18 protein-coding genes are annotated in these 20263 nt (G+C 50.8%); 8 read left to right on the top strand and 10 right to left on the bottom strand.

Annotated elements, in window-relative coordinates; genetic code table 11:
• The first annotated feature begins 132 nt into the window (after positions 1–132).
• A complete protein-coding gene (gene hda / locus R0134_RS10660) occupies positions 133–852 on the top strand; it encodes a DnaA inactivator Hda (protein ID WP_319781897.1) in 720 nt (239 codons plus the stop codon).
• 232 nt (positions 853–1084) lie between these two features.
• On the opposite strand, the gene R0134_RS10655 is transcribed toward hda, so the two are convergent.
• The 6 genes from R0134_RS10655 to tal form a co-directional block, all read right to left on the bottom strand.
• Complete coding sequence (locus R0134_RS10655) at positions 1085–2230, bottom strand: patatin-like phospholipase family protein (RefSeq protein ID WP_319781895.1); 1146 nt, start codon at positions 2228–2230, stop codon at positions 1085–1087.
• Positions 2231–2591: 361 nt separating this feature from the next.
• Complete coding sequence (locus R0134_RS10650; RefSeq protein ID WP_319781893.1) at positions 2592–4310, bottom strand: proline--tRNA ligase; 1719 nt, start codon at positions 4308–4310, stop codon at positions 2592–2594.
• A 160-nt stretch (positions 4311–4470) separates the two neighbouring features.
• The gene (gene tsaA / locus R0134_RS10645) at positions 4471–5226 is read right to left on the bottom strand and encodes a tRNA (N6-threonylcarbamoyladenosine(37)-N6)-methyltransferase TrmO (protein ID WP_319781892.1); all 756 of its coding nucleotides are present in this window, start codon (positions 5224–5226) and stop codon (positions 4471–4473) included.
• Entirely contained in the window at positions 5226–5603 is a 378-nt protein-coding gene (gene rcsF / locus R0134_RS10640) for an Rcs stress response system protein RcsF (protein WP_319781890.1), read from the bottom strand. Before rcsF ends, tsaA begins: the two co-directional genes overlap by 1 nt.
• Before the next feature lie 466 nt (positions 5604–6069).
• A complete protein-coding gene (locus R0134_RS10635; protein WP_087037733.1) occupies positions 6070–6261 on the bottom strand; it encodes a DUF3545 family protein in 192 nt (63 codons plus the stop codon).
• 424 nt (positions 6262–6685) lie between these two features.
• A complete protein-coding gene (tal, locus tag R0134_RS10630) occupies positions 6686–7645 on the bottom strand; it encodes a transaldolase (RefSeq protein WP_319781889.1) in 960 nt (319 codons plus the stop codon).
• 299 nt (positions 7646–7944) lie between these two features.
• Between tal and R0134_RS10625 the strand changes: the two genes are divergently transcribed.
• Entirely contained in the window at positions 7945–9408 is a 1464-nt protein-coding gene (locus R0134_RS10625; RefSeq protein WP_319781887.1) for a sodium:alanine symporter family protein, read from the top strand.
• Positions 9409–9644: 236 nt separating this feature from the next.
• Here R0134_RS10625 and R0134_RS10620 read toward each other — a convergent pair whose 3' ends face one another.
• On the bottom strand, positions 9645–10196 hold the full coding sequence (locus R0134_RS10620) for a hydrolase (RefSeq protein ID WP_319781886.1): 552 nt from the start codon (positions 10194–10196) through the stop codon (positions 9645–9647).
• Positions 10197–10580: 384 nt separating this feature from the next.
• Here R0134_RS10620 and R0134_RS10615 point away from each other — a divergent pair, with 384 nt between their 5' ends.
• Together R0134_RS10615 and R0134_RS10610 are read left to right on the top strand one after the other, a co-directional pair.
• Positions 10581–10916 carry a YkgJ family cysteine cluster protein gene (locus R0134_RS10615; protein ID WP_319781885.1) on the top strand — a complete coding sequence of 112 codons (336 nt, stop codon included), beginning with the start codon at positions 10581–10583 and terminating at the stop codon, positions 10914–10916.
• A gap of 56 nt (positions 10917–10972) precedes the next feature.
• Positions 10973–11599 (top strand): YceH family protein, encoded by a 627-nt coding sequence (locus tag R0134_RS10610; protein ID WP_319781884.1) that lies wholly within the window; start codon positions 10973–10975, stop codon positions 11597–11599.
• 217 nt (positions 11600–11816) lie between these two features.
• Here the strand turns inward: R0134_RS10610 and R0134_RS10605 are convergent, their stop codons facing one another.
• Genes R0134_RS10605 through nirK form a run of 3 tightly spaced genes read right to left on the bottom strand, consistent with a single transcriptional unit; the run spans position 11817 to position 14592 of the window.
• Positions 11817–12353, bottom strand: a complete 537-nt coding sequence (locus R0134_RS10605; RefSeq protein WP_319781883.1) for an SCO family protein — start codon at positions 12351–12353, stop codon at positions 11817–11819.
• The gene (locus R0134_RS10600; protein WP_319781882.1) at positions 12350–13171 is read right to left on the bottom strand and encodes a formylglycine-generating enzyme family protein; all 822 of its coding nucleotides are present in this window, start codon (positions 13169–13171) and stop codon (positions 12350–12352) included. Before R0134_RS10600 ends, R0134_RS10605 begins: the two co-directional genes overlap by 4 nt.
• The gene (gene nirK, locus R0134_RS10595) at positions 13171–14592 is read right to left on the bottom strand and encodes a copper-containing nitrite reductase (RefSeq protein ID WP_319781881.1); all 1422 of its coding nucleotides are present in this window, start codon (positions 14590–14592) and stop codon (positions 13171–13173) included. The genes R0134_RS10600 and nirK overlap by 1 nt, the downstream gene beginning before the upstream one ends.
• A 582-nt stretch (positions 14593–15174) precedes the next feature.
• Here nirK and R0134_RS10590 point away from each other — a divergent pair.
• The 4 genes from R0134_RS10590 to R0134_RS10575 all read left to right on the top strand — a co-directional run bounded on the left by R0134_RS10590 (position 15175) and on the right by R0134_RS10575 (position 20002).
• Positions 15175–16152: a calcium/sodium antiporter gene (locus tag R0134_RS10590; protein ID WP_319781880.1), complete on the top strand. Its 978-nt coding sequence runs from the start codon at positions 15175–15177 to the stop codon at positions 16150–16152.
• A 981-nt stretch (positions 16153–17133) separates the two neighbouring features.
• The gene (locus tag R0134_RS10585) at positions 17134–17499 is read left to right on the top strand and encodes a hypothetical protein (protein WP_319781879.1); all 366 of its coding nucleotides are present in this window, start codon (positions 17134–17136) and stop codon (positions 17497–17499) included.
• Positions 17500–17781: 282 nt separating this feature from the next.
• Positions 17782–19173 (top strand): serine hydrolase, encoded by a 1392-nt coding sequence (locus tag R0134_RS10580; protein ID WP_319781878.1) that lies wholly within the window; start codon positions 17782–17784, stop codon positions 19171–19173.
• A gap of 52 nt (positions 19174–19225) precedes the next feature.
• Positions 19226–20002 carry a glucose 1-dehydrogenase gene (locus tag R0134_RS10575; protein ID WP_319781877.1) on the top strand — a complete coding sequence of 259 codons (777 nt, stop codon included), beginning with the start codon at positions 19226–19228 and terminating at the stop codon, positions 20000–20002.
• The last annotated feature ends 261 nt before the right edge of the window (positions 20003–20263 follow it).

The following is a 20263-nucleotide window of genomic DNA, read 5'->3' as shown; positions in this document are numbered from 1 at the left end:
TTTGGTTTGCAAAAGCTGCGCTCGTTAAGATGGACTCCCGCTTATTAAAGATGGCGAACAGATATTGAGAAATTGCTTACTGCGACTCATCCCCGCTGCCAAATGCGGCCCGCAGCGAGGAGCTTGGCTTAGATGAGTAGCGATGACGAACCTAATCCGCCAACCCAGCTAGCGCTGGCGGTGCAGCTACCTGACGATGAAACCTTTGCCAGTTTTTATACCGGCGATAATGCTCAGCTGATCACGGCGCTTAAAAACGCCGCCATTGGCCAAGGTGATGACTTGCTCTATTTTTGGGGGCAAGAGGGCAGTGGCCGTTCGCACTTATTGCACGCGGCCTGTGCCGAGCTGGACGGCGAGCAGGATGCAGCGGGCTATATCTCGTTGGACTTGCACGGGCAAATGTCGCCCCAGATGCTGGATGGCATGGAGCACTTAGCACTGGTTTGCTTAGATAACTTAGATGCTATCGCAGGCGTTGCAGCGTGGGAGCAGGCGGTGTTTAACTTCTTTAACCGTCGCCATGATCGAGGGCTCGGCTCTTTGGTTGTCACCGCTACTAATGCGCCGCGCCATTTAGGATTAAGTTTGCCAGATCTGGCCTCGCGCCTCGATTGGGGCGTGGCTTATCAGCTCAAACCTCTGGATGATGAAGGTAAGCTCAGCGCTCTTCAGCTGCGCTCAGAATTGCGCGGTTTTAAGCTGCCTACCGATGTGGGGCGGTTTTTACTCAGTCGTTTATCACGAGATATGAGCACATTGTTAGCCGCATTGGATTTACTCGACAACGCCTCCTTCCAAGCCAAGCGCAAGCTCAGCACACCGTTTGCCAAAGAAGTGTTGGGGTTTTAAAGGCAGTGCCGAGCACTAAGCGCCCGGCGCCCAGCTAAATCCAAAACTAAAGCTATTTTTGCCACGGAAGAACACGGAACGCACGGAAAAATAGAGATAAGAGCGAAAGAGACTCGCTAGGGTTAAGATCTTACAAATCAAAAAAATTGATATTGAACAGGCTCTTGTTAGTGCGGCGGTCGCAAAGTATTCCTGCCTTTTTATATTTTAGCTCAGCGCTTGGTGCTGGGCGCTATTTTTTCTTCTTCGGCTCTATCGCCAAAAAACCGCACACTTCATCTAATCGGGCTTGGGTATCTTGATAGCCTAACGCAATTAACTCTTTGCAATAATCCTGATCAAATAACAAGAAGCTCGATAGGCCGGTGGCATCGCCGGCGTTGACGCCAAATAATCGTAACAAAGAGCGAATGTTATAGGGCAGCTTATGAAAGTGCTTATGGGTGAGGTCGTCTAAGTTTTTACTGGGTTTGAGCACTAGATTATCAATATGGCGCAGGCTTAATTGCTCGCGCTTGCGCTCAGGCACCAGCTTAATGGTGTTATTAATGCGCTGCAGTCGTTCTATATCGGAGGTTAGCGCATCGGTAAACACCGTATCCAGCAAATGGCCGGCAATGTCGGAACTGCTGGGGTCGCTGGGTAGGGTGTCTGCGCATTTTTCATCGGGCGCTAAGCTGACAATTAAAATACGCTTAGCCCCTAAATGAATGGCTGGGCTCAGCGGATTTAGCTGATGAATAGAGCCGTCGCCGTAGTGATGATTTTGTAAGCGGCAGGGCTTAAAAATAAAGGGCAGGGCACTGCTGGCCATTAAATGGGGCGGCATAATAATGGCCGAGCGGCCCGAACGACCGGCTCTTACCCAAGGCTCATGATAGGGGCGGCCTTGATAAAAGGTGGTGGAGTCACCGGTGTTGTAGTTTGATGCGGTTACCGCCAATACTTCTAGCGCGCCATAAAGCAGGTTGTTATCGATACGCTGAAAGTCGATAAGCTTTTCTAATAACCGCTCTAATGGGCTGTTATCAAACCACGGCAAGGCAATTTGAGTAGGCTTGCCTAAGGCGCCAAACAACAGGCTTTTGAGTGAATGGCTCACTACTCTGCCCACCTGCAAGCGCAGTACATCTTCGGTGTGTAAATTGCTCCATACGTATTCTAACTTGCGCACCCCAAGGTGAAAGCAAGAGGCGTAACAGGCCAGTGCAGTGGCATTAATGGCGCCAGCTGACGTGCCGCACAATATGGGAAAGGGAATGGCTTGGCCCCGAGGGAAACACTCGGCAATCGCCTTGAGCACGCCAACCTGATACGCGGCGCGAGCCCCGCCACCAGTCAGCACTAAGGCGCAGGAGTTACTTTCTTCTGAGTCCATAATTACCCTCCCTTTTCGTTCAGTATAAGGGTTTGTTTATCAAGCACAAAGCCAAGCTTGTAACGAGGGGGTTAAGTGTGAACTGCACCGTGAATGGAGGCTTGTAGCTAGCATGTTTCATATAAAGAGCAGCCGGCGGCCAGCGTAGCTGGATATCAATTCCCTAAACTAAAGCAAAACCGAGCCGAATAAATTGGCTCCTACAAAAGACAGGCACTTTGTAGCCGGCCGTCTCTTTGGTAAAGAGGACTTCGCCGATTCTGCGCAGCAGAATATTTCGCCGAGTGCGGCGCGCATAAAAAAACACCCCCATGCTGAGCATGGAGGTGTCTTGGTTTAGCTAAGCGCTAGGAGCTATGGCTTAACCTTTAATCGCAGCTGTTAACTTGGCGACTATGTCGGTTAATGCCACTTCGGACTTTTCACCCTCGCGGCGGGTTTTGTATTCCACTACGCCATTCTCTAAGCTGCGATCGCCAATCACAATGTGATGGGGCACACCTAACAGCTCCATATCCGCAAACATCACACCTGGGCGCTCTTTGCGGTCATCAAATAATACTTCGATGCCTAAGGCGGTCAGCTCTTCATAGAGCTGAGTGGCGGCGTCGGCCACGGCTTGGGATTTTTGCATGTTCATCGGAATGATGGCCACTTGGAAAGGGGCAATGGCTTCTGGCCAAATAATGCCGCGCTCGTCGTGGTTTTGCTCAATGGCCGCCGCGACTATGCGTGACACGCCTATGCCATAACAACCCATTTCTAAGATGGTCGACTTGCCTTGCTCGTTTAACACGGTGGCGTTCATCTTGCTGGAGTAGTTATTGCCCAGCTGGAAGATATGGCCCACTTCAATGCCGCGCTTAATTTGCAGCACGCCTTGACCACACGGGCTGGCGTCGCCTTCTTGCACGTTGCGCAAATCGGCCACTTCACCAAGCTCAAGGTCACGACCCCAGTTAATGCCAAAGTAGTGTTGGTCTTCAATGTTGGCACCGGCGGCGAAGTCGCTCATCACGGCCACACTGCGATCAGCAATGAAAGGCACCTGCAATTTTACTGGGCCAATGGAGCCTGGGCCTGCACCCACCAGCTCGCGAATTTCATCTTCAGTGGCAAAGGTCAGTGGGCTGGCCACTTGGGCCAATTTCTCGGCTTTAATCTCGTTTAGCTCATGGTCGCCGCGCACTAACAACGCGACCAATGGGCATTCTTGACCTTCCGCTGCATGAACCAGCAGGGTCTTAACGGTGTTTTCTATGTTTAAGCTAAATTGCTCTACCAACTCATTGATGGTTTTAGCGTTTGGCGTATCGACCAATTTCAATTCTTGAGTGGCGGCGTCGGCTTGTGCTTTAGGTGCCAATGCTTCGGCCATTTCAATGTTGGCCGCGTAATCAGACTCAGTAGAGAAGGCAATATCGTCTTCACCGCTTTGTGCTAACACATGAAACTCATGAGAAGCACTGCCGCCAATGGCGCCTGTGTCTGCCAATACGGCTCTAAAGTCTAAGCCTATGCGCTCAAAGATGCGGCTGTAAGCTTGGTACATCTCTTGATAGGTCTGCTCTAAGCTTTCTTGGGTGGTATGAAAAGAGTAGGCATCTTTCATGATGAATTCGCGAGAGCGCATCACGCCAAAACGCGGGCGCACTTCATCACGAAACTTGGTTTGTACTTGATACAAATTCAGCGGCAATTGCTTATAAGATGACACTTCGTTGCGCACTACTGCGGTGATCACTTCTTCGTGGGTAGGGCCCAACACGAAGCCACGGTCGTTGCGGTCTTTAATGCGCAGCAATTCAGGGCCAAATTTGTCCCAACGGCCAGTTTCATGCCACAGCTCGGCAGGTTGTACTACCGGCATCAGCATTTCGATGGCACCGGCGCGGTTCATTTCTTCACGCACAATCGCGGCCACTTTATTCAATACTCGCAGGCCACTAGGGAGCCAGGTGTATAAGCCCGATGCCAAACGGCGAACCATGCCCGCGCGCAGCATCAGCTGGTGGCTGATAACTTCCGCATTGCTGGGTGTTTCTTTAAGAGTGGAAAGCAAATATTGAGTGGTGCGCATGTGCTGAAACCTTATTGTGCTGAGCTGTGTGAGGGAGTCTGGGGCGCTGTCGCGCTTAACCTCACCGCCGAGCTTAAAAACGACGAAAGAGGCTAATTGTAACAGGGGGGCTGCGTTGGCAGAAGCGCAAAAATAGTGCGCGCTGTGCGGCCCCTAGATCTTATTGGGCATTATCCGGCATTATCTCTAGGCTAAGCACCCGAGTTAAGTGGCCAAACACCTCAAAACGCACGTTGTAATGATGCAAACGCACGCCATATTCTTGCCAATGTTGTTGCTGGCGCTTATAAGCGGGTCTTGGGTCTTGGGCCAATACCTCGCTAATAAACTGCTGTAAGTTGGGGATATGCGAACGTGCACACACCAGCTCGGCGGCGGGAGTGAAAATCACCTCCATGTTTAAATCCGGCGGCGCTGGCGCAAAACCGCCGTGGGCATCGGGCACCGCATCCACCCAAGGCAGATACGGCTTAATGTCCACGACCGGCGTGCCATCAACCAGATCCACACCGCCCAGCTCTAACCACACTTTGTTGCCGTCTTTACACATATCCAGCAGGCGCACCACGGATAAGCCCAAGGGATTGGGCCTAAAGGTAGAGCGGGTAGCAAATACGCCCACTCGCTCATTGCCACCCAGGCGCGGCGGGCGCACCGTGGGGTTCCAGCCTTTATCCTGAGTTTGGTGAAACACAAATACCAACCACAAATGACTGAACTCGGCCAGCCCTCTAAAAGCGCTGGGCTCGTTATAGGGCGGCAGCATTTCTAGCTGGGCCTGAGCTTGGCTTACTAAACCGGGTTGGCGAGGCACCGCAAATTTTTCTTTATAGGGTGAGCGGATAATACCAATCGGATCCAAGGTTAAGGCTGGGCTTTTATTAGGCTGAGCCTCACTTGGGGGAAGCGTGGACATTACTTAGCAACCTTAAGTGCTTGGCCACTGCACAACACTTGCTCAACACAGCCGGGCATGTCTTCAAAGCGAATGCAGCGGTCGAGCAATAAGCCATTGGCGCCCATGTCGGCGGCACGGCGGCGAATGCTGGCGCGTGCATCGGCTTCTTTAGGTGGGGCTTCAACGGCTTTCATCTGGCACGCTTCGCCTTCAACTGAACCTAGTGTCACGTAATTTACTTCATTCAATTGATCTTTGCTGTACAAGGTGACGCCGTCGCCTTTGTAATAATCTTTAATGCCCTCAGGCGACACATTGCTGTTAAATCCCCAGTTGTTCGCACAACCCGTTAAGGCTAGGGCCAGCAAGGCCGCTCCAATAAGACGTAATTGCATGTAATAAGTCCTTAATTTAAAAAAGAAGCGGAGGCTATTTTGCACCAAGCCTGTGCACTAGGTCGAATGATATTGGCAAACAGGCATTAAGAGTAGCTAATTCAGTCGTTTAACGAGTTTTAGGATAGACAAAGTACGTAGAGGCCGCTTAAGCTGGCTGATGGCGCGCAGCGGTATTAAGTATCGTCAAGCAAGGCCACGCCTACAAGCTCACACCGTAGATACCATGACCGTCGGCCGGTTTGCACAGCAAAACTGAAACCGTGGTCCGCACTCATTGCCGAACTATTTATCTAATTCTTTACCTACAATAGGCAGGGCCACCAACAAAAGATCGGCCTAGCTTGGCACTCTATGTTTAAGTTCGATGTTATTCACCATTCACCATTCACCATTCACCATTCACCATTGATCTTCAAATTCAGCCAATAAAAAAGCGCCTTGCGGCGCTTAAAATTCCCGTACCTTACAGTTCAAGTTCGGCAGCTAACTCTTCAAGATCGAGCGTGCAGCCATATTGCTGTAATTCTTCTTGTAAGCGCTTTTGGTCTTGTATCGCTTCTATTTCCCGCCATCTGCCTTTTTTAGCAGGCTGACGAGTTTTAGCACGAGTAGACGGCGCCACCACAAAGTCCTGATTGAAGCTACTCCTATCCATGGGGCTCTCTCCTATTTTACTATCAGTTGCAGTCCATAAGGGTATATCACGATAAGTTATACAGTAGAAGTTATTTATTACATATAAATTACAAAAAGCAGTCCGGAGTCATATAAATACCACCGAGCTCACCAATAATAGTGAAAGTCGAAGTTGAAGTTAAACGTGGGTTATTGATATTGAAATTAAATGATTAAGCGAGCAGGGCAGATTTAACAGGGCGATATTATGCGGCTCAAGCAGGGTTTATTAAGCAGATGTGATTAATCTAAAATTATTAAGCTGAATTTATAAATTAAATAAAAAGCCAAACCAAAAAAAACGCCGAGCTGGCGAGGCTCGGGGTTTGTTTTTTTTGGCACTTGCTCGATTGCGGCTAATATTATTGACCGCAATCGATTGAGCTGAAGATTGTTTTTATAACTTATTTTTCTAAGAGTGCGCTAAGCAAAGTTTCGAGCTTATTTTGATCTACGGCAAAGTTGCGAATACCTTCGGCCAACTTCTCGGTGGCCATGGCATCTTGGTTATGCTGCCAACGGAACTCGGCTTCGGTCATCACGGTTGGGCGGGCTTGGGTGGCACCCTTATCTTGCAGCTTCACCGTGACTTCACCTTCGGCTTGGCGCAACTCTTCTAATAAGTTGGGGCCTATGGTTAAGCGGTCGCAGCCGGCCAGCGCCAAAATTTCGCCGATATTACGGAAGCTCGCGCCCATCACTACGGTTTTATAGCCGTGCGCTTTGTAGTAGTCGTAAATCTCGGTCACCGAGACCACACCTGGGTCTTGCTCTGCGGTGTAGTCTTGTTGATCGGTGTTTTGCTTATACCAATCCAGAATACGGCCCACAAAAGGTGAAATCAGATAAGCGCCGGCTTCAGCGCAGGCGCGGGCCTGAGCAAAGCTGAACAACAAGGTTAGGTTACAGTTAATGCCTTCTTGCTCTAATACTTCAGCGGCACGAATACCTTCCCAAGTGGCCGCTAATTTAATTAAAATACGCTCACGGCCTATGCCGGCTGCTTGATACAAGCCAATCAGGTGGCGGGCTTTATTAATGCTAGCCTCGGTATCAAATGATAAGCGCGCATCCACTTCGGTAGAAATGCGGCCAGGGATCAGTTTGAGAATTTCGCAGCCAATGTTCACCGCCAACTTGTCTGACGCATCCATCAGTTGCTGTTGAGCGTCCTGACTTTGGGCTTTGGCCCAGTCTACCGCTTGCGTGATCAGGGGTTGATAGTCAGGAATTTGCGCCGCTTTTAAAATCAGTGACGGGTTGGTGGTGGCGTCTTGGGGCTGGTATTTACCAATAGCGTCAATATCGCCGGTGTCGGCTACTACGGTAGTGAGAGCTCGCAATTGAGTCAGCTTATCTGTCATGACAAAGGATCCTGATGGGGTCAGCATAAAACGGGAGTACAGTATCACCCATACCGGCCCTCAAAATAAAGCCAAGCTTGTGGCAGAGGTCGCGTTTTCGGCGCTTCAGGCCTAAGTCCGGTGCAAGATACTGGTAAGAATAAGATGCAGCGCACCCGTCTTCGTCAGATATTGGCCGAGTAAACACGTAGAGTGGTCGTTTTGGGTCCGTTTAGACTATGATGTGCACAAAATAAGGTCAGCTTGTATATAAAAGGTACCAGTTTGCTCATGAATTTTAACTGCATAGGAGCATAGTGATGGATGCCATGGTCAATTTTATCAATGACCTGCTCTGGGGAAGTTTATTAGTTTATATGCTGCTGGGAGCGGGGGCTTACTTTACGATACGGCTGGGATTTATTCAGTTTCGCCATTTTAATCATATGTTTACAGTGCTTAAACATAGCCGCAGCAGCAGTGCGGCCGGCATTTCCTCATTTCAAGCGCTCTGTACCAGCTTGGCGGCCCGTGTGGGCGCGGGCAATTTGGTCGGCGTGGCCATCGCCCTGTATTTGGGCGGGCCGGGGGCAATTTTTTGGATGTGGCTGATCGCCTTAATTAGCATGTCTACCGCCTTCGCCGAAAGTTCGTTGGCCCAGTTGTACAAAGTGACGGACGAAGAGGGCAACTATCGGGGCGGCCCGGCTTACTACATGGAGCGGGGCTTAGGGCTGCGCTGGATGGGCGCCTTATTTGCAGTGTTTTTAATTGTCGCTTTTGGCTTAATCTTTAATGCAGTGCAGGCCAATACCATTAGCTTGGCCATGCAGGTCGCGTTTGATATTCCCACTTGGGTCAGTGGCATTATATTGTCGTTGCTGGCGGGGCTGATTGTGTTTGGGGGCTTGCGCACCATAGCGCGGTTTGCCGAGCTGATTGTGCCGGTGATGGCGCTGGCCTATTTATTGATAGCACTCATAGTGGTGGTCATGAACCTCGGCCAAATACCCGGCATTTTGTTGTTGATCGTCAAATCGGCCTTTGGTTTAGAGCAAGCCGGTGGTGGCGTGGTCGGTTATGCGATGACTCAAGCCTTGATCAACGGCATTAAGCGCGGCTTGTTCTCTAATGAAGCGGGCATGGGCTCGGCGGCTAACGCGGCGGCCTTGGCGGTACCCTATCCGCCACATCCGGCGTCTCAAGGGTATATTCAGATGCTGGGCGTGTTTATCGACACCTTAGTTATTTGTACCAGTACCGCCGCTATTATCTTATTGTCTGGCCAATTTGAGCCAGGCTCAGGCGTGACCGGTATTGAATTAACCCAGCGCGCGCTGACGCATGAGGTGGGTGCTTGGGGTAGTCCCTTTATTGCCATTGCGATTTTGTTTTTTGCCTTCACCAGCATAGTGGCCAACTACGCCTATGCGGAAAATAACTTGGTGTTCTTAGAGCATGAAAATACTGCGGGTTTGTTTACCTTTCGCCTGTTTGCGTTAGGCATGGTGATGTTTGGCGCCATTGGCAAGATAGATACCATGTGGACCATGGCCTATATCTCCATGGGCTTAATGGCCATGATCAACCTAGTGGCCATCTTATTGTTATCTGGGGTGGTGATTAAGCTCGCTAAAGATTACAACGGCCAGCGCAAGCTCGGATTGATCCCAAGCTTTGATGTGGCGAAATACCCGGAGCTGCGCGGTCAATTAGAAGAGGGCATTTGGCCAGATTCACGGCCACCCGAACCCCCTAAATCTAGGCACTTTGAGCCCCTCTAAGTTCTTCGTGCCGCTACGCGCCACCAGCCAGCTGAAGCGGCTTCTACGGTATGATTTTTTAAATACGACGTCGTTTGATGGTTTTTGTGCCGCTGCGCGCCACCAGCCGGCTAAAGCGGCTTCTACAAGGGGGTGTTTTTGTAGTCGCTGCTTCAGCTGCGAGATTGCGTAGCAACATTGAGCGCAGCATATGCTGGCGCTCAACGCTTTATTTTCACCTCACACCTTACCGTCTGTTAAGGCTGCTCGCCGCGTAAAAAATCTTTACTGATGGTTTTAAATTGCTCGCTGCCTGCTTGGCGCAGTAGCTCAAACACCACCATTTCTCGGCTAACAATATGCGCACCTGCATGGCGCATGCGCGCTAAGCCCAGTTCGCAGTTTTCTACACTGCGACTGCCCACTGCATCCGCCACCACAAATACTTCTTTACCTGCTTGAATAAGCTCCAGCACGGTTTGCAGTACGCAAACGTGGGTTTCCATGCCGCATACTATGACCTGAGAATAATCTTGCCAGTGTGCGGGCAGGCAATGGGCGGCCACTGCAGAGAAGTGCGTTTTTTCGACCACTTCAGGCGCGGCGACTAATGCTAGTAACTCAGGCAAGGTATGGCCTAGGCCTTTGGGATATTGCTCGGTAAATAAGGTGGGGGTATCAAGGGTGTGACAGGCCGAAATTAGCCATTGAATACGGGCATGCAACTGCTCGCTGTCCTCTATGGCTGGCAGCAGTTTTTCCTGAACATCGATAACCATTAATGCCGCTTTACCTGACTCCATTAACATATTGCTCTCCTGATGATGACGCAGAGCCCAGTATGCCGCTTTGCCGTGAAAAGAAAAAGCACAGGGCCCCGAGGGTTCCGCACAGTGCCTGATCTCTGCTGTTGGCCTAGGGGATACCAAGCTTGGGTACGAGTCAGTAGATTTTGTTTTATCGCCAGCGCTTTGAACGCTTGCGTGTCAGGCATTTTAGATTTATTAATACGTGCCGTTTATCACCAAAACTTAGGTCACTCTTTTGAGGAGCACACATCGACCAGCCGTGTAACAGACACTCGTCTGACACGCCCCACCTTATCGCGACTACCCGATCCTGCGGACTTGGCTCCGTCATCCCTATATTCTGTTTTTAGTCACTGTTTTAGTTTTGCCTGGAGGTAAGACGTTGTGAGTAGTGGTAATCCCTGTTTGACCTGTGGTGCTTGCTGCGCCTATTTTCGTGTTTCATTTTACTGGGGCGAGATCCACGGTGATTTTCTGGTGCCAGAATCTCTGGCCGAGCCGATAAACCTGTCCCGCATGGCGATGCAGGGCACTAATCAGGCGCAGCCTCGTTGTATCGCGCTGGAAGGAGAGGTAGGGGGTTGTGTGTCTTGCAGCATCTATCCCAACAGACCCAGCCCCTGTCGCGAATTTGAGGCCTTTGATGAGGAGGGCGCCTGCAATCGGGCGCGTGCCGCTCATGGGCTGCTACCGCTGGAGGTGCCGCCGATAGCGGCATAAGGTTAGGTGTTTTGGGGGTTGTCCGTTAGGCTGGCATAAAACAAAGGAGTCTGTTTATGGAAATGCTTTCTCTTCTGGAACAACGGGTTATCGGTTGCCTGATCGAAAAACAGGTTTCTACGCCCGAAGTGTATCCGCTTACCCTAAAATCACTGCTTAATGCCTGCAATCAAAAAAGTAATCGCCAGCCGGTGATGAACATCACCGAAGCCGAGCTGCAAGTGGCACTGGATTCGCTAGCGGCACGCCACTTAGTGAATAACTGTGCCGATTTTAATGCCCGTACCGCTAAATATCAGCATCGCTTTTGTAATACTGAATTTGGCGATCTGCAATTTAATGAACCAGAGCTGGCCATTATTTGCGAGCTGTTAGTACGCGGGCCGCAAACGCCCGGTGAATTACGCACTCGTACTGCGCGCTTACATCAATTTAGTGATGTGCCGAGCGTAGAAGAAAGTTTGCAGAGCTTGGTCAGCAAAGGCCCATACGTAATTAAACTGGCCAAGCTACCGAGCAAGCGCGATGCCCGCTACGGTCATTTATTTTGTGATGCAGACTATGAGCATTACGCAGACACCGGTAACAGCGAAGACAATCAGGCATTGCATGAAAAAGTCGCCGAGCTACAGGCCAATATCGCCAAGCTGCAAGCGCGCATTCAAGAGTTAGAGCAGGAATAATATTGAGCGCCAAGCGCCAAGCGCCAAGCGAAATAAGGGAGCTTTTTTGTTTACGGCCGTCATCCTGACGCACGTCAGGATCTCGGTTTAATCAAAAGTGCCGCTACGCGCCACCAGCCGGCTCAAGCGGCTTCTGCAAGGGCGGTGTTTTTGTAGTCGCTGCTTCAGCTGCGAGATTGCGTAGCAACAATTCCACAACCTCACACCTCACAACCCGTTAGTTAAACACCTTCTTGATCAGTGCCTCGGGTCCGCCCGGCATGCCTACTTGTTGTAGTTGCAGGCGGCCTTGTTCGTCGAGCACGGTTATGGCGTTAGAATGAGCGACCTCGCCATCGGGTAAGCCCATATATTGAATATTTAAGGCCATGGCCAAAATGCGGACGTCTTCATCCTTGCTGCTGAGTAAGCGCCAGTGCTGGTCTAATTCGCGTTTTTTAGCGAAATGACGCATCACCTTAGGCGTGTCGCGGGCCGGTGTTAACGACACCAACACAAAACCCATCTTGGCTTGCTGTTCGGTGGTGAGCGCGTCTTGAATGGCTTTCATGTCCGACACAATAATAGGGCAGGCGGTAATGCAGTCTGTATAAACCAGCGCAATAATCTGCTTTTTACCGACTAAGTCTACCATTTTTAGCGCTTGATTGTGGCTGTCTTGCCATTGACTGTTCAACTGATAAACCGAGTCGCCGGGCAGGGCGGCCTGCACATTAAACACAGCTAACAACATCAACATCAGCAATGTTTTCATAGGGTATCTCCTTGGCGCTCGGTTGGCGCTACATCTTGCGCACATCTAAAACCTAGATTTCTTAAGGTGTAGGCGGCTTTCAAACTAGAGCGAAAACCATAACGCATAAAAGCCGCGTAATCCGAGGGATCCGCTGAGCCTGAGGCCGCCGAGCCGCAAAATAAACCTTGGTCTAGGCTGCTGTCGCCCCGTGACTCGCCAGTCACCAAGGCGGTGTTAAAATCTTGGGCCCATTCCCACACCAGACCATGCAGATCTTGCACTTGCCAGTAATTGGCCGGGCTTTCTCCTACATTTGCTAATTCGGCGGTGGCGGGTTTGGCATACCAAGCCAAAATGCGTTGGGTATAGCCGGCTTCTTTGCTGCCATTCGCGCTCAGTTCTGAGGCCTGTGCCACATATTCCCATTCAGATACACTCGGCAAGCGTTTGCCTTGGGCTTGGCAATAGGCGTTAGCCGCATACCAAGAGACATGGGTGACGGGTTGCTTGGCCTGAATCGCGTTGGGCTCAGTATTGGGCCAATGGCTTAAATATTGGGGCTCCACAAATAAAGCGGGTGCTTGGCCGGCTTGCCAAGCGGGGGTCTGTTGCACAAAATCCGCAAATTCAGCGTTAGTCACCGGCAGTCTATCCAGTAAAAATGCTGCAACCGGCGTGAGTGGACTGTCTTTGGTTAAATAAAGCGGTCGAACCTCCCCGCTAGGAAGTTCGACCATTTGCTCAACAGATTGATTGGCGACCTGCAAGTGGGTAGCCGCAAGAATAGGGGCGGCGGTGTGCAAGGCGGCCAAGCCCAGCAGCAGTGCCGCGCTCATTAGTGCGCGCTCCCTTCCATAATGATGGCCTTGCCGTCTTTACGGCGCTGTTCTACGTCTTTCGGGGTAATGACTTTGCCATTGTTGTCCCAGCTATTCAGTACATAGGTCAAGACGTTAGCGGTATCTTCATCGGACAAGCTCATGGCCGGCATTATGCTGTCATAAGTGGCGCCATTTACCTTGATCGGGCCTTTTAAGCCGTGGATCACCACATCAATAGCACGAGTGGTATCGGCATTTAAGAAGTCAGACTTGGCCAAGGGCGGAAAAGCCCCCGGAATACCATTACCCTCAGCCTGGTGACACGCCTGACAGTTAGCCTCATACACACGCTTACCAAACAGCATTTGGTCGTCTTTGCTGGTGGCCACTAACTTAGGACGATCATTCGGAATGCTCTGTACTGCTGAGCCTTCTGGCAAGTACACGTTTTCTGCCACTTTACCTGAGTAAATAACTTTATCTTCGGGGCCATCCACGTTGATCATGCCCAGTGCGCCCTTGTTAAAGGCACGAAATATGGAGTGGTCAACCATAATAAAGTTGCCCGGCACATCCACCTTAAACTCGGCCATTAAAGCGCCACCCGCCGGGATTAAAGAGGTTTGCACGTTATGGTTTTCCAGCGTGCCGCCTTCGACGGTGACTCTATCGAAAATCTCGCCAATCACATGGAAACTTGAGGCCAAGTTAGGTCCGCCATTGCCCACGAACAAACGCACGGTTTCGCCGACATTTGCGGTCAACGACTTATCACCGGTCAGTGCGCCTACCGCACCGTTAAACAGCACATAGTCGGCGTCTTCTTTAATGGCTTTATCCATATCGAACGACTGAAAACCCTGCTCGCCATAAGCACCTTGGGTATAAAAGTCGCCCTGCATGACATAGTATTCTTTATCCACTTTTGGCAGGCCTTCTTTGGGCTCCACCAATACCAAGCCGTACATGCCGTTAGCGATGTGCATGCCCACGGGTGCGGTGGCACAGTGGTATACATATAAGCCCGGATGCAGCGCTTTAAAGTTAAATACCGAGGTATGGCCGGGTGCCGTAAACGAGGCAGCCGCGCCGCCACCTGGGCCATTCACCGCGTGCAAGTCGATGTTGTGGGGCATTTTTGAACTGGGATGGTTAGAAAGATGAAACTCCACTTCATCGCCTTCACGAATACGTAAAAACTGACCGGGCACAGAGCCACCAAAAGTCCAAAACATGTACTCCACGCCATCGGCGATTTCCATGACCTTTTCGACGGTTTCCATTTTCACCACCACTTTGGCGGCGTGATCTCGAGTGATCGGTGGCGGCACCATAGGCGGTGCAGTAAGAACAGCATCAATCACCGGCAGGTCGCTGGCGTGTGCGGTTAACGCAAAGGTCATGCCGATGGCGGCGACGAGTTTTTTTAATTTCATAGTGTGCTCCCTGCTGTGTGGTTAGCTTTTTATTCGAGCGGCTTTTTTCATTACTTTTATAAATGAGCATCCTAGATGTAAGTATGCAAAATTCACCAACAATAAAAGCTGATGTGGATCAATGAATGGGGTTAATGGCTGAAAAGTAATAAAAATATAAGCCATTTTGGGTTCGTTAGTGTCTGGTTGATGGGTGTGGGAGCAAGGTAGCGCACTTTTAAAAAATCAAACAAGCTGGCACAATGTGCGCCTCTTGGGGGAGTAACCGTTCGGCGCCTGCCGAAACCATCGTCAACAATCTCTAAGCCACAAGCTTATGGTGATGGTGTTTAGGGTCAATTGACTCTTTAATTGGTGAGACCTGAGTTAAACTTATTCTCTGGGCGGGAACTAAGTTTGGCTCTGGTATCTATAATCCCGCCCTCAACGAGTCTTTATGCAAACTGCCATTACTTTCTGTAAATCCGATACTGGCCTAATACGCCATGCCGATGCTTTTATCTGTAAAGACGCGCGGGAAAGTGCGCTGAACAGTGCAGGGGAAAGCGCCGGGCAAAAATCTAGCGACCAAGGAGCGTTATCATGCTGATGTCTATTGCCGCCATCGTAGTGGGATTGGCTATTTTGGTGTGGAGTGCCGACCGCTTTGTGGACGGAGCCTCGGCCACGGCCCGTTATGCAGGCATGCCGCCGTTATTGATTGGTATGGTGATCGTGGGTTTTGGCACCTCAGCGCCAGAAATCGTGGTGTCGATTATTGCCGCTGTGCAAGGTAATCCAGGTTTAGCCTTGGGTAATGCCTATGGCTCCAATATTGCCAACATTGGCTTGATTTTGGGCATTACGGCGCTGATAAGCCCCATCATGGTGCACTCCCAAGTACTGCGCAAAGAGCTGCCCGTTTTATTACTTATCACCTTGCTGTCGTTGGCACTGGTGTGGAACGGCATGCTCACACGTACCGATGCCATTATCTTGCTGGTGGTGTTTGTGCTGTTTATGGGCTGGAGCATTAAACAGGGCATGAAAAAGCCCGCCGACAGTTTGTCTGGCGATGAAGCAGAGGCGCTGGAAGAGAACACCATGAGCGCTAAAACGGCGTTGTTTTGGTTGGTCGTGGGCTTGTTACTGCTGGTGGCAAGCTCTCGGTTGTTGGTGTGGGGCGCAGTAGACATTGCCCAAGCATTTGGCGTCAGTGATTTAATCATCGGCCTCACTATAGTGGCCATCGGCACCTCGCTGCCGGAGTTAGCCTCCTCGATTGTGGCGATTAGAAAAAATCAGCATGACTTAGCCATCGGTAACGTGATTGGCTCTAACTTATTTAACACCTTAGCGGTAGTGGGCTTGGCGGGGGTGATCAGCCCAATGTCAGTGGCCAGTGAAGTGATCAGCCGTGACTTTATGGTGATGATAGGCCTGACCTTGTCGTTGTTTGTATTGGGCTATGGCTTTAAAGGCCGGCCAGGGCGCATTAATCGCTATGAAGGCGCGCTCTTATTGGCCATTTATCTGGCTTACACCGGTTGGTTGGCGCAAGGGGTGATCAACGCCGCTTAATGCTTATTTCCGATTAAAATCAAACTTAAAGTTAAAAGACTCAGACCCAGCTTAATGCTGGGTCTTTTTTCTTAAGGCGCGCTGAGTTTTATATCTAAGATCAATCTGGCAAAGACAACACTCTGTCCTTGCGAGGAGTGCAACGACGCGGCAATCCATGTTTATGTACCGCGCCGTTGTAGCGTGGATTGCCGCTACGCTCGCAAAGACCACACTCTGTCCTTGCGAGGAGTGCAACGACGCGGCAATCCATGGTTATGTACCGCGCCGTTGTAGCGTGGATTGCCGCGCTACGCTCGCAAAAACAACACTCTGTCCTTGCGAGGAGTGCAACTACGCGGCAATCCAGAGTTATGTACCGCGCCGCTGTAGCATGGATTGCCGCTACGCTCGCAAAGACAACATTCTGTCCTTGCGAGGAGTGCAACGACGCGGCAATCCAGAGTTATGTACCGCGCCGTTGTAGCGTGGATTGCCGCGCTACGCTCGCAAAGACGGCATAAGGGCATAACACACCAGTTTCTTGGCCGTCATGCCGGACGAGATCCGGTATCTCGCACTTGGTACTAAAACCAAAACGAGATCCTGACGTGCGTCAGGATGACGTCATAAAAAAGGCCAGAGCCCCATCCCTTTGTCCTTGCGAGGAGTGTAACGACGCGGCAATCCAGAGTTATGTACCGCGCCGTTGTAGCATGGATTGCCGCGCTACGCTCGCAAAGACAGAATAAGGGCGCATAACAACAGAGCGCGGAGCGGCGTAAAGCTAACGCGAAATCTTGGCGTCCAACAGAGTATTTACGCTCATGGTGGGTTGGTATTAACTCATGTGATGAACTGCCTTAAACGGCGGTGCAGAGCGCGATTTTTAACATTGATTTAGCGGTGACATAGTCGCAGAATGAGTCTAATAACATCCTGATTTTTTTACATAAAAATGGCACGTGGCTCTTTACATCAACAATAGAAGCAGAGATAGATATGAAGAATCGATTACTGTTATCAGGCTTAGGCGTATTGCTGGCACTGAGCGGTTGTTCAGAGCCCGCCACTGAGGTGGCGTGTGATGCCCCCGCAACCATAAAATTAGTTAAAGAGTCGGTCAATTCCGCCTTGTTAATGCAGACTGGCGCAGACGACAGCGTAGAGTTTACTTACGAATTAACGGGTATCGATACCCAAGAGACGAACAGCGAAACCGGTGCGTTAGTGTGCAGCGCAGACTTAGCCGTGACCATTAAAGATGAAAACCTTAACGACACCCTGAATACGGCCATTAACTATAGCGTTGAGCTAAACGAAGCAGATAAAAAGCTCTATGTTAAGGTGTTTGAAAACACACCATAAAATCTATAACTGTTAATTACGCAGCAAGGTTAGCAACTGCATGCTTGTTAATAAGAGTGTAAACAAGACGATTAATAAGCCGCTACTTTTATCATAGAGTGATGAATCTAACCCTGAGGTACTCACCTCCAACTGACCCACTTGAACTTACCCACCTCTAGCTTACTCAAAATGGGCGAGCTTATTTTTATGTTGGCACTACCTTAAGGTAAGCTGACTCCAGTGCCATCCAAGAGGTGGTGCTACCTTTAACCACGGATTAAGCCCTCAGCAGGAGCGCTAATGAGCGAATTAAAGCCCAGTCAAACATCAGTTAAGAACAGTTCAACCCGCGGCGCTAAACGTCGTCTTGGCTTAGCATTATTGCCCGCGTTAGTGCTAAGTACGGGTGCGCACGCCATTGCCACCGCCCCCGTGATTGCCACGCCCGCCTTATTGTCCGCCCAAGACAGCGACCCTAACAAAATGGGCTGGATGCAGGGTTTTCCACCCTTGATGGATAAGCGCGTAAAAGCGGCCGATGGCTCTTTTTTTACCTTTCCAGCACTGCGCTATAGCGTAAGCCACATGCGCCAATTTATGCCCACCGTTGAAGTCTCGCGGGGCATAGGTGCGCCATTGTCACTGCCTGTCTCCAAAAAGTTAGACGCGGCCATCGATAATCTGAAATTTACCCCTTGGGACAGCAAGCAGTCCATGAGCTTTGCTGACTCGCTAGGCCACAATTACACCGACGGCATGCTGATTCTGCATAAGGGCGAAGTGGTCTATGAGCGCTACTTTGGCGCATTAGCGGAAAACAAAAAGCATGCGGCCATGTCGGTCACTAAATCTTTTACTGGCACTTTAGCGGCCATTTTGGTCGCCGAAGGTGTGCTGGATCCGAACAAAAAAGTCGCCGAATACGTACCTGAGCTAAAAGACTCCGCCTTTGGTGATGCCACCGTGCGCCAAGTGATGGACATGACCACAGGCCTGCAATACAGCGAAGACTATGCAGATCCCAATGCCGAAATTTGGGCTTATTCCGCAGCCGGTAATCCACTGCCTAAACCCGAAGGCTACACAGGCCCAGTTGGCTACTTTGAATACTTGATGCAGGTGAAAAAGCAGGGCGAGCACGGCGACGCTTTTGACTATAAAACCATTAACAGCGATGCGCTGGGCTGGGTTATTTCACGGGTCACGGATAAGTCGGTGGCGGAGCTGTTATCGGAAAAAATCTGGCTGCGCCTTGGCATGGAGCAAGACGCCTATTATCAGGTGGATGAGCTGGGTATTCCGTTCGCCGGTGGTGGTTTAAGCGCGGGCCTGCGTGATATGGCGCGCTTTGGGGAGCTTATTCGTAACCAAGGCCAGTGGCAGGGCGAGCAAATTATACCCGCCGCCGCCATTAAAGATATTCAACAAGGCGGTGATCCAGACGCCTTTGCCAAGGCTAATTATCGCCAACTTGAAGGCTGGTCCTATCGAGATATGTGGTGGGTGACGCACAATAAAAACGGGGCCTTTGCCGCCCGTGGCGTTCATGGCCAAACGATATACATAGACCCCGCCGCAGAGATGGTACTGGTTCGCTTTGCGTCTCATCCGGTAGCCGGCAATGGCGCCAACGACGGCACCTCATTACCCGCCTACCAAGCAGTGGCCGACTACTTGATGACTAAGGGCTAGAAATCCGTTGCAAGAAGGCCTTGTTTTTTTATGACCCCAAAAGGGAAAAATTATGAACACAGCAAGCTTGTTTGATCTAAAGGGTAAAGTGGCCATTATCACCGGTGGTGCCAAGGGCATTGGTAAAGGTTGCAGTCAGATGCTGGCCGCCCACGGTGCCAGCATAGTGGTTGCCGACTTTAACTTAGACGCCGCTGAGGCCACCGCCGAGTTAATTCGTAAAGACGGTGGCAAGGCCAAAGCCGTAGCCTGTGACGTGACCAAAGACGAAGATTTAACCGGCTTAGTTGATGCCACCTTGGCCGAGTTTGGCCAGATTAATATTTTGGTGAACAACGTAGGCGGCGGCGGTGCCGGTCGTGAAAGCCCAGCCACGTTAACCGTTGAGCAGTTTGCCCATACCTTTCAGCTGAACGTATTTAGCAACTGGCGACTCGCTCAGTTGTGCGCACCGCACATGGAAAACGCCGGTTATGGCTCCATCATTAATATGTCATCCATGAGCTCCATTAATAAAAGCCCGGCTATTAGTGCTTATGCCTCGTCTAAAGCGGCCATTAACCACATGACCGCTAACCTTGCATTCGACTACGGCCCTGCCGGTATTCGCGTGAATGCCGTAGGCCCAGGTGCGGTAAGAACTGATGCGCTGGCGTCCGTACTTACGCCAGAAATTGAAGCCACCATGCTCTCGCATACGCCCATTAAGCGTTTAGGGGAGCCAGAAGATATCGCCGGTGCCGTGCTGTACTTTGCTGCCCCCATCTCTAAATGGGTAAGTGGCCAAGTGCTGTTTGTGAACGGCGGCGGTGTACAAACGCTAGATTGATTTGTAAAAACAGCGCCGATACCGGGTCAAGCCCGGCATGACAGTCCGGCGCCAAGCACCGAGCTAAACCAAAACGCCGAACCCGCAAGTTCGGCGTTTTTTCTGCCTTCCTGAACTCGATTCAGGATTTTTTTTTAGGTTTGTGTAGAGGCCGCTTTAGCTGGCCGGTGGCGCGCAGCGGCACTGTCTTCCTGACGTAGGTCAGGATCTCTGAGTTGATACGAACATAACCGGCCGAATAAATTAGCCTCTACCCAAGAC

Origin of the sequence: Oceanisphaera sp. IT1-181, assembly GCF_033807535.1 — a bacterium.
In the GTDB taxonomy this organism is placed as follows: domain Bacteria; phylum Pseudomonadota; class Gammaproteobacteria; order Enterobacterales; family Aeromonadaceae; genus Oceanimonas.
Note: the sequence above shows the minus strand (reverse complement) of the source record. Positions and strands in the feature narration are given on the sequence as shown.

Bases quoted from the DNA above. Each gene is read 5' to 3' on its own strand.
- R0134_RS10620 (WP_319781886.1), bottom strand. From the start codon at position 10,196: ATGTTAATGGAGTCAGGTAAAGCGGCATTAATGGTTATCGATGTTCAG.
- R0134_RS10580 (WP_319781878.1), top strand. From the start codon at position 17,782: ATGAGCGAATTAAAGCCCAGTCAAACATCAGTTAAGAACAGTTCAACC.
- nirK (WP_319781881.1), bottom strand. From the start codon at position 14,592: ATGAAATTAAAAAAACTCGTCGCCGCCATCGGCATGACCTTTGCGTTA.
- R0134_RS10600 (WP_319781882.1), bottom strand. From the start codon at position 13,171: ATGAGCGCGGCACTGCTGCTGGGCTTGGCCGCCTTGCACACCGCCGCC.
- R0134_RS10650 (WP_319781893.1), bottom strand. From the start codon at position 4,310: ATGCGCACCACTCAATATTTGCTTTCCACTCTTAAAGAAACACCCAGC.
- R0134_RS10625 (WP_319781887.1), top strand. From the start codon at position 7,945: ATGGATGCCATGGTCAATTTTATCAATGACCTGCTCTGGGGAAGTTTA.
- R0134_RS10585 (WP_319781879.1), top strand. From the start codon at position 17,134: ATGAAGAATCGATTACTGTTATCAGGCTTAGGCGTATTGCTGGCACTG.
- R0134_RS10655 (WP_319781895.1), bottom strand. From the start codon at position 2,230: ATGGACTCAGAAGAAAGTAACTCCTGCGCCTTAGTGCTGACTGGTGGC.
- R0134_RS10590 (WP_319781880.1), top strand. From the start codon at position 15,175: ATGCTGATGTCTATTGCCGCCATCGTAGTGGGATTGGCTATTTTGGTG.
- R0134_RS10575 (WP_319781877.1), top strand. From the start codon at position 19,226: ATGAACACAGCAAGCTTGTTTGATCTAAAGGGTAAAGTGGCCATTATC.
- hda (WP_319781897.1), top strand. From the start codon at position 133: ATGAGTAGCGATGACGAACCTAATCCGCCAACCCAGCTAGCGCTGGCG.
- rcsF (WP_319781890.1), bottom strand. From the start codon at position 5,603: ATGCAATTACGTCTTATTGGAGCGGCCTTGCTGGCCCTAGCCTTAACG.
- R0134_RS10605 (WP_319781883.1), bottom strand. From the start codon at position 12,353: ATGAAAACATTGCTGATGTTGATGTTGTTAGCTGTGTTTAATGTGCAG.
- R0134_RS10635 (WP_087037733.1), bottom strand. From the start codon at position 6,261: ATGGATAGGAGTAGCTTCAATCAGGACTTTGTGGTGGCGCCGTCTACT.
- R0134_RS10610 (WP_319781884.1), top strand. From the start codon at position 10,973: ATGGAAATGCTTTCTCTTCTGGAACAACGGGTTATCGGTTGCCTGATC.
- tal (WP_319781889.1), bottom strand. From the start codon at position 7,645: ATGACAGATAAGCTGACTCAATTGCGAGCTCTCACTACCGTAGTAGCC.
- tsaA (WP_319781892.1), bottom strand. From the start codon at position 5,226: ATGTCCACGCTTCCCCCAAGTGAGGCTCAGCCTAATAAAAGCCCAGCC.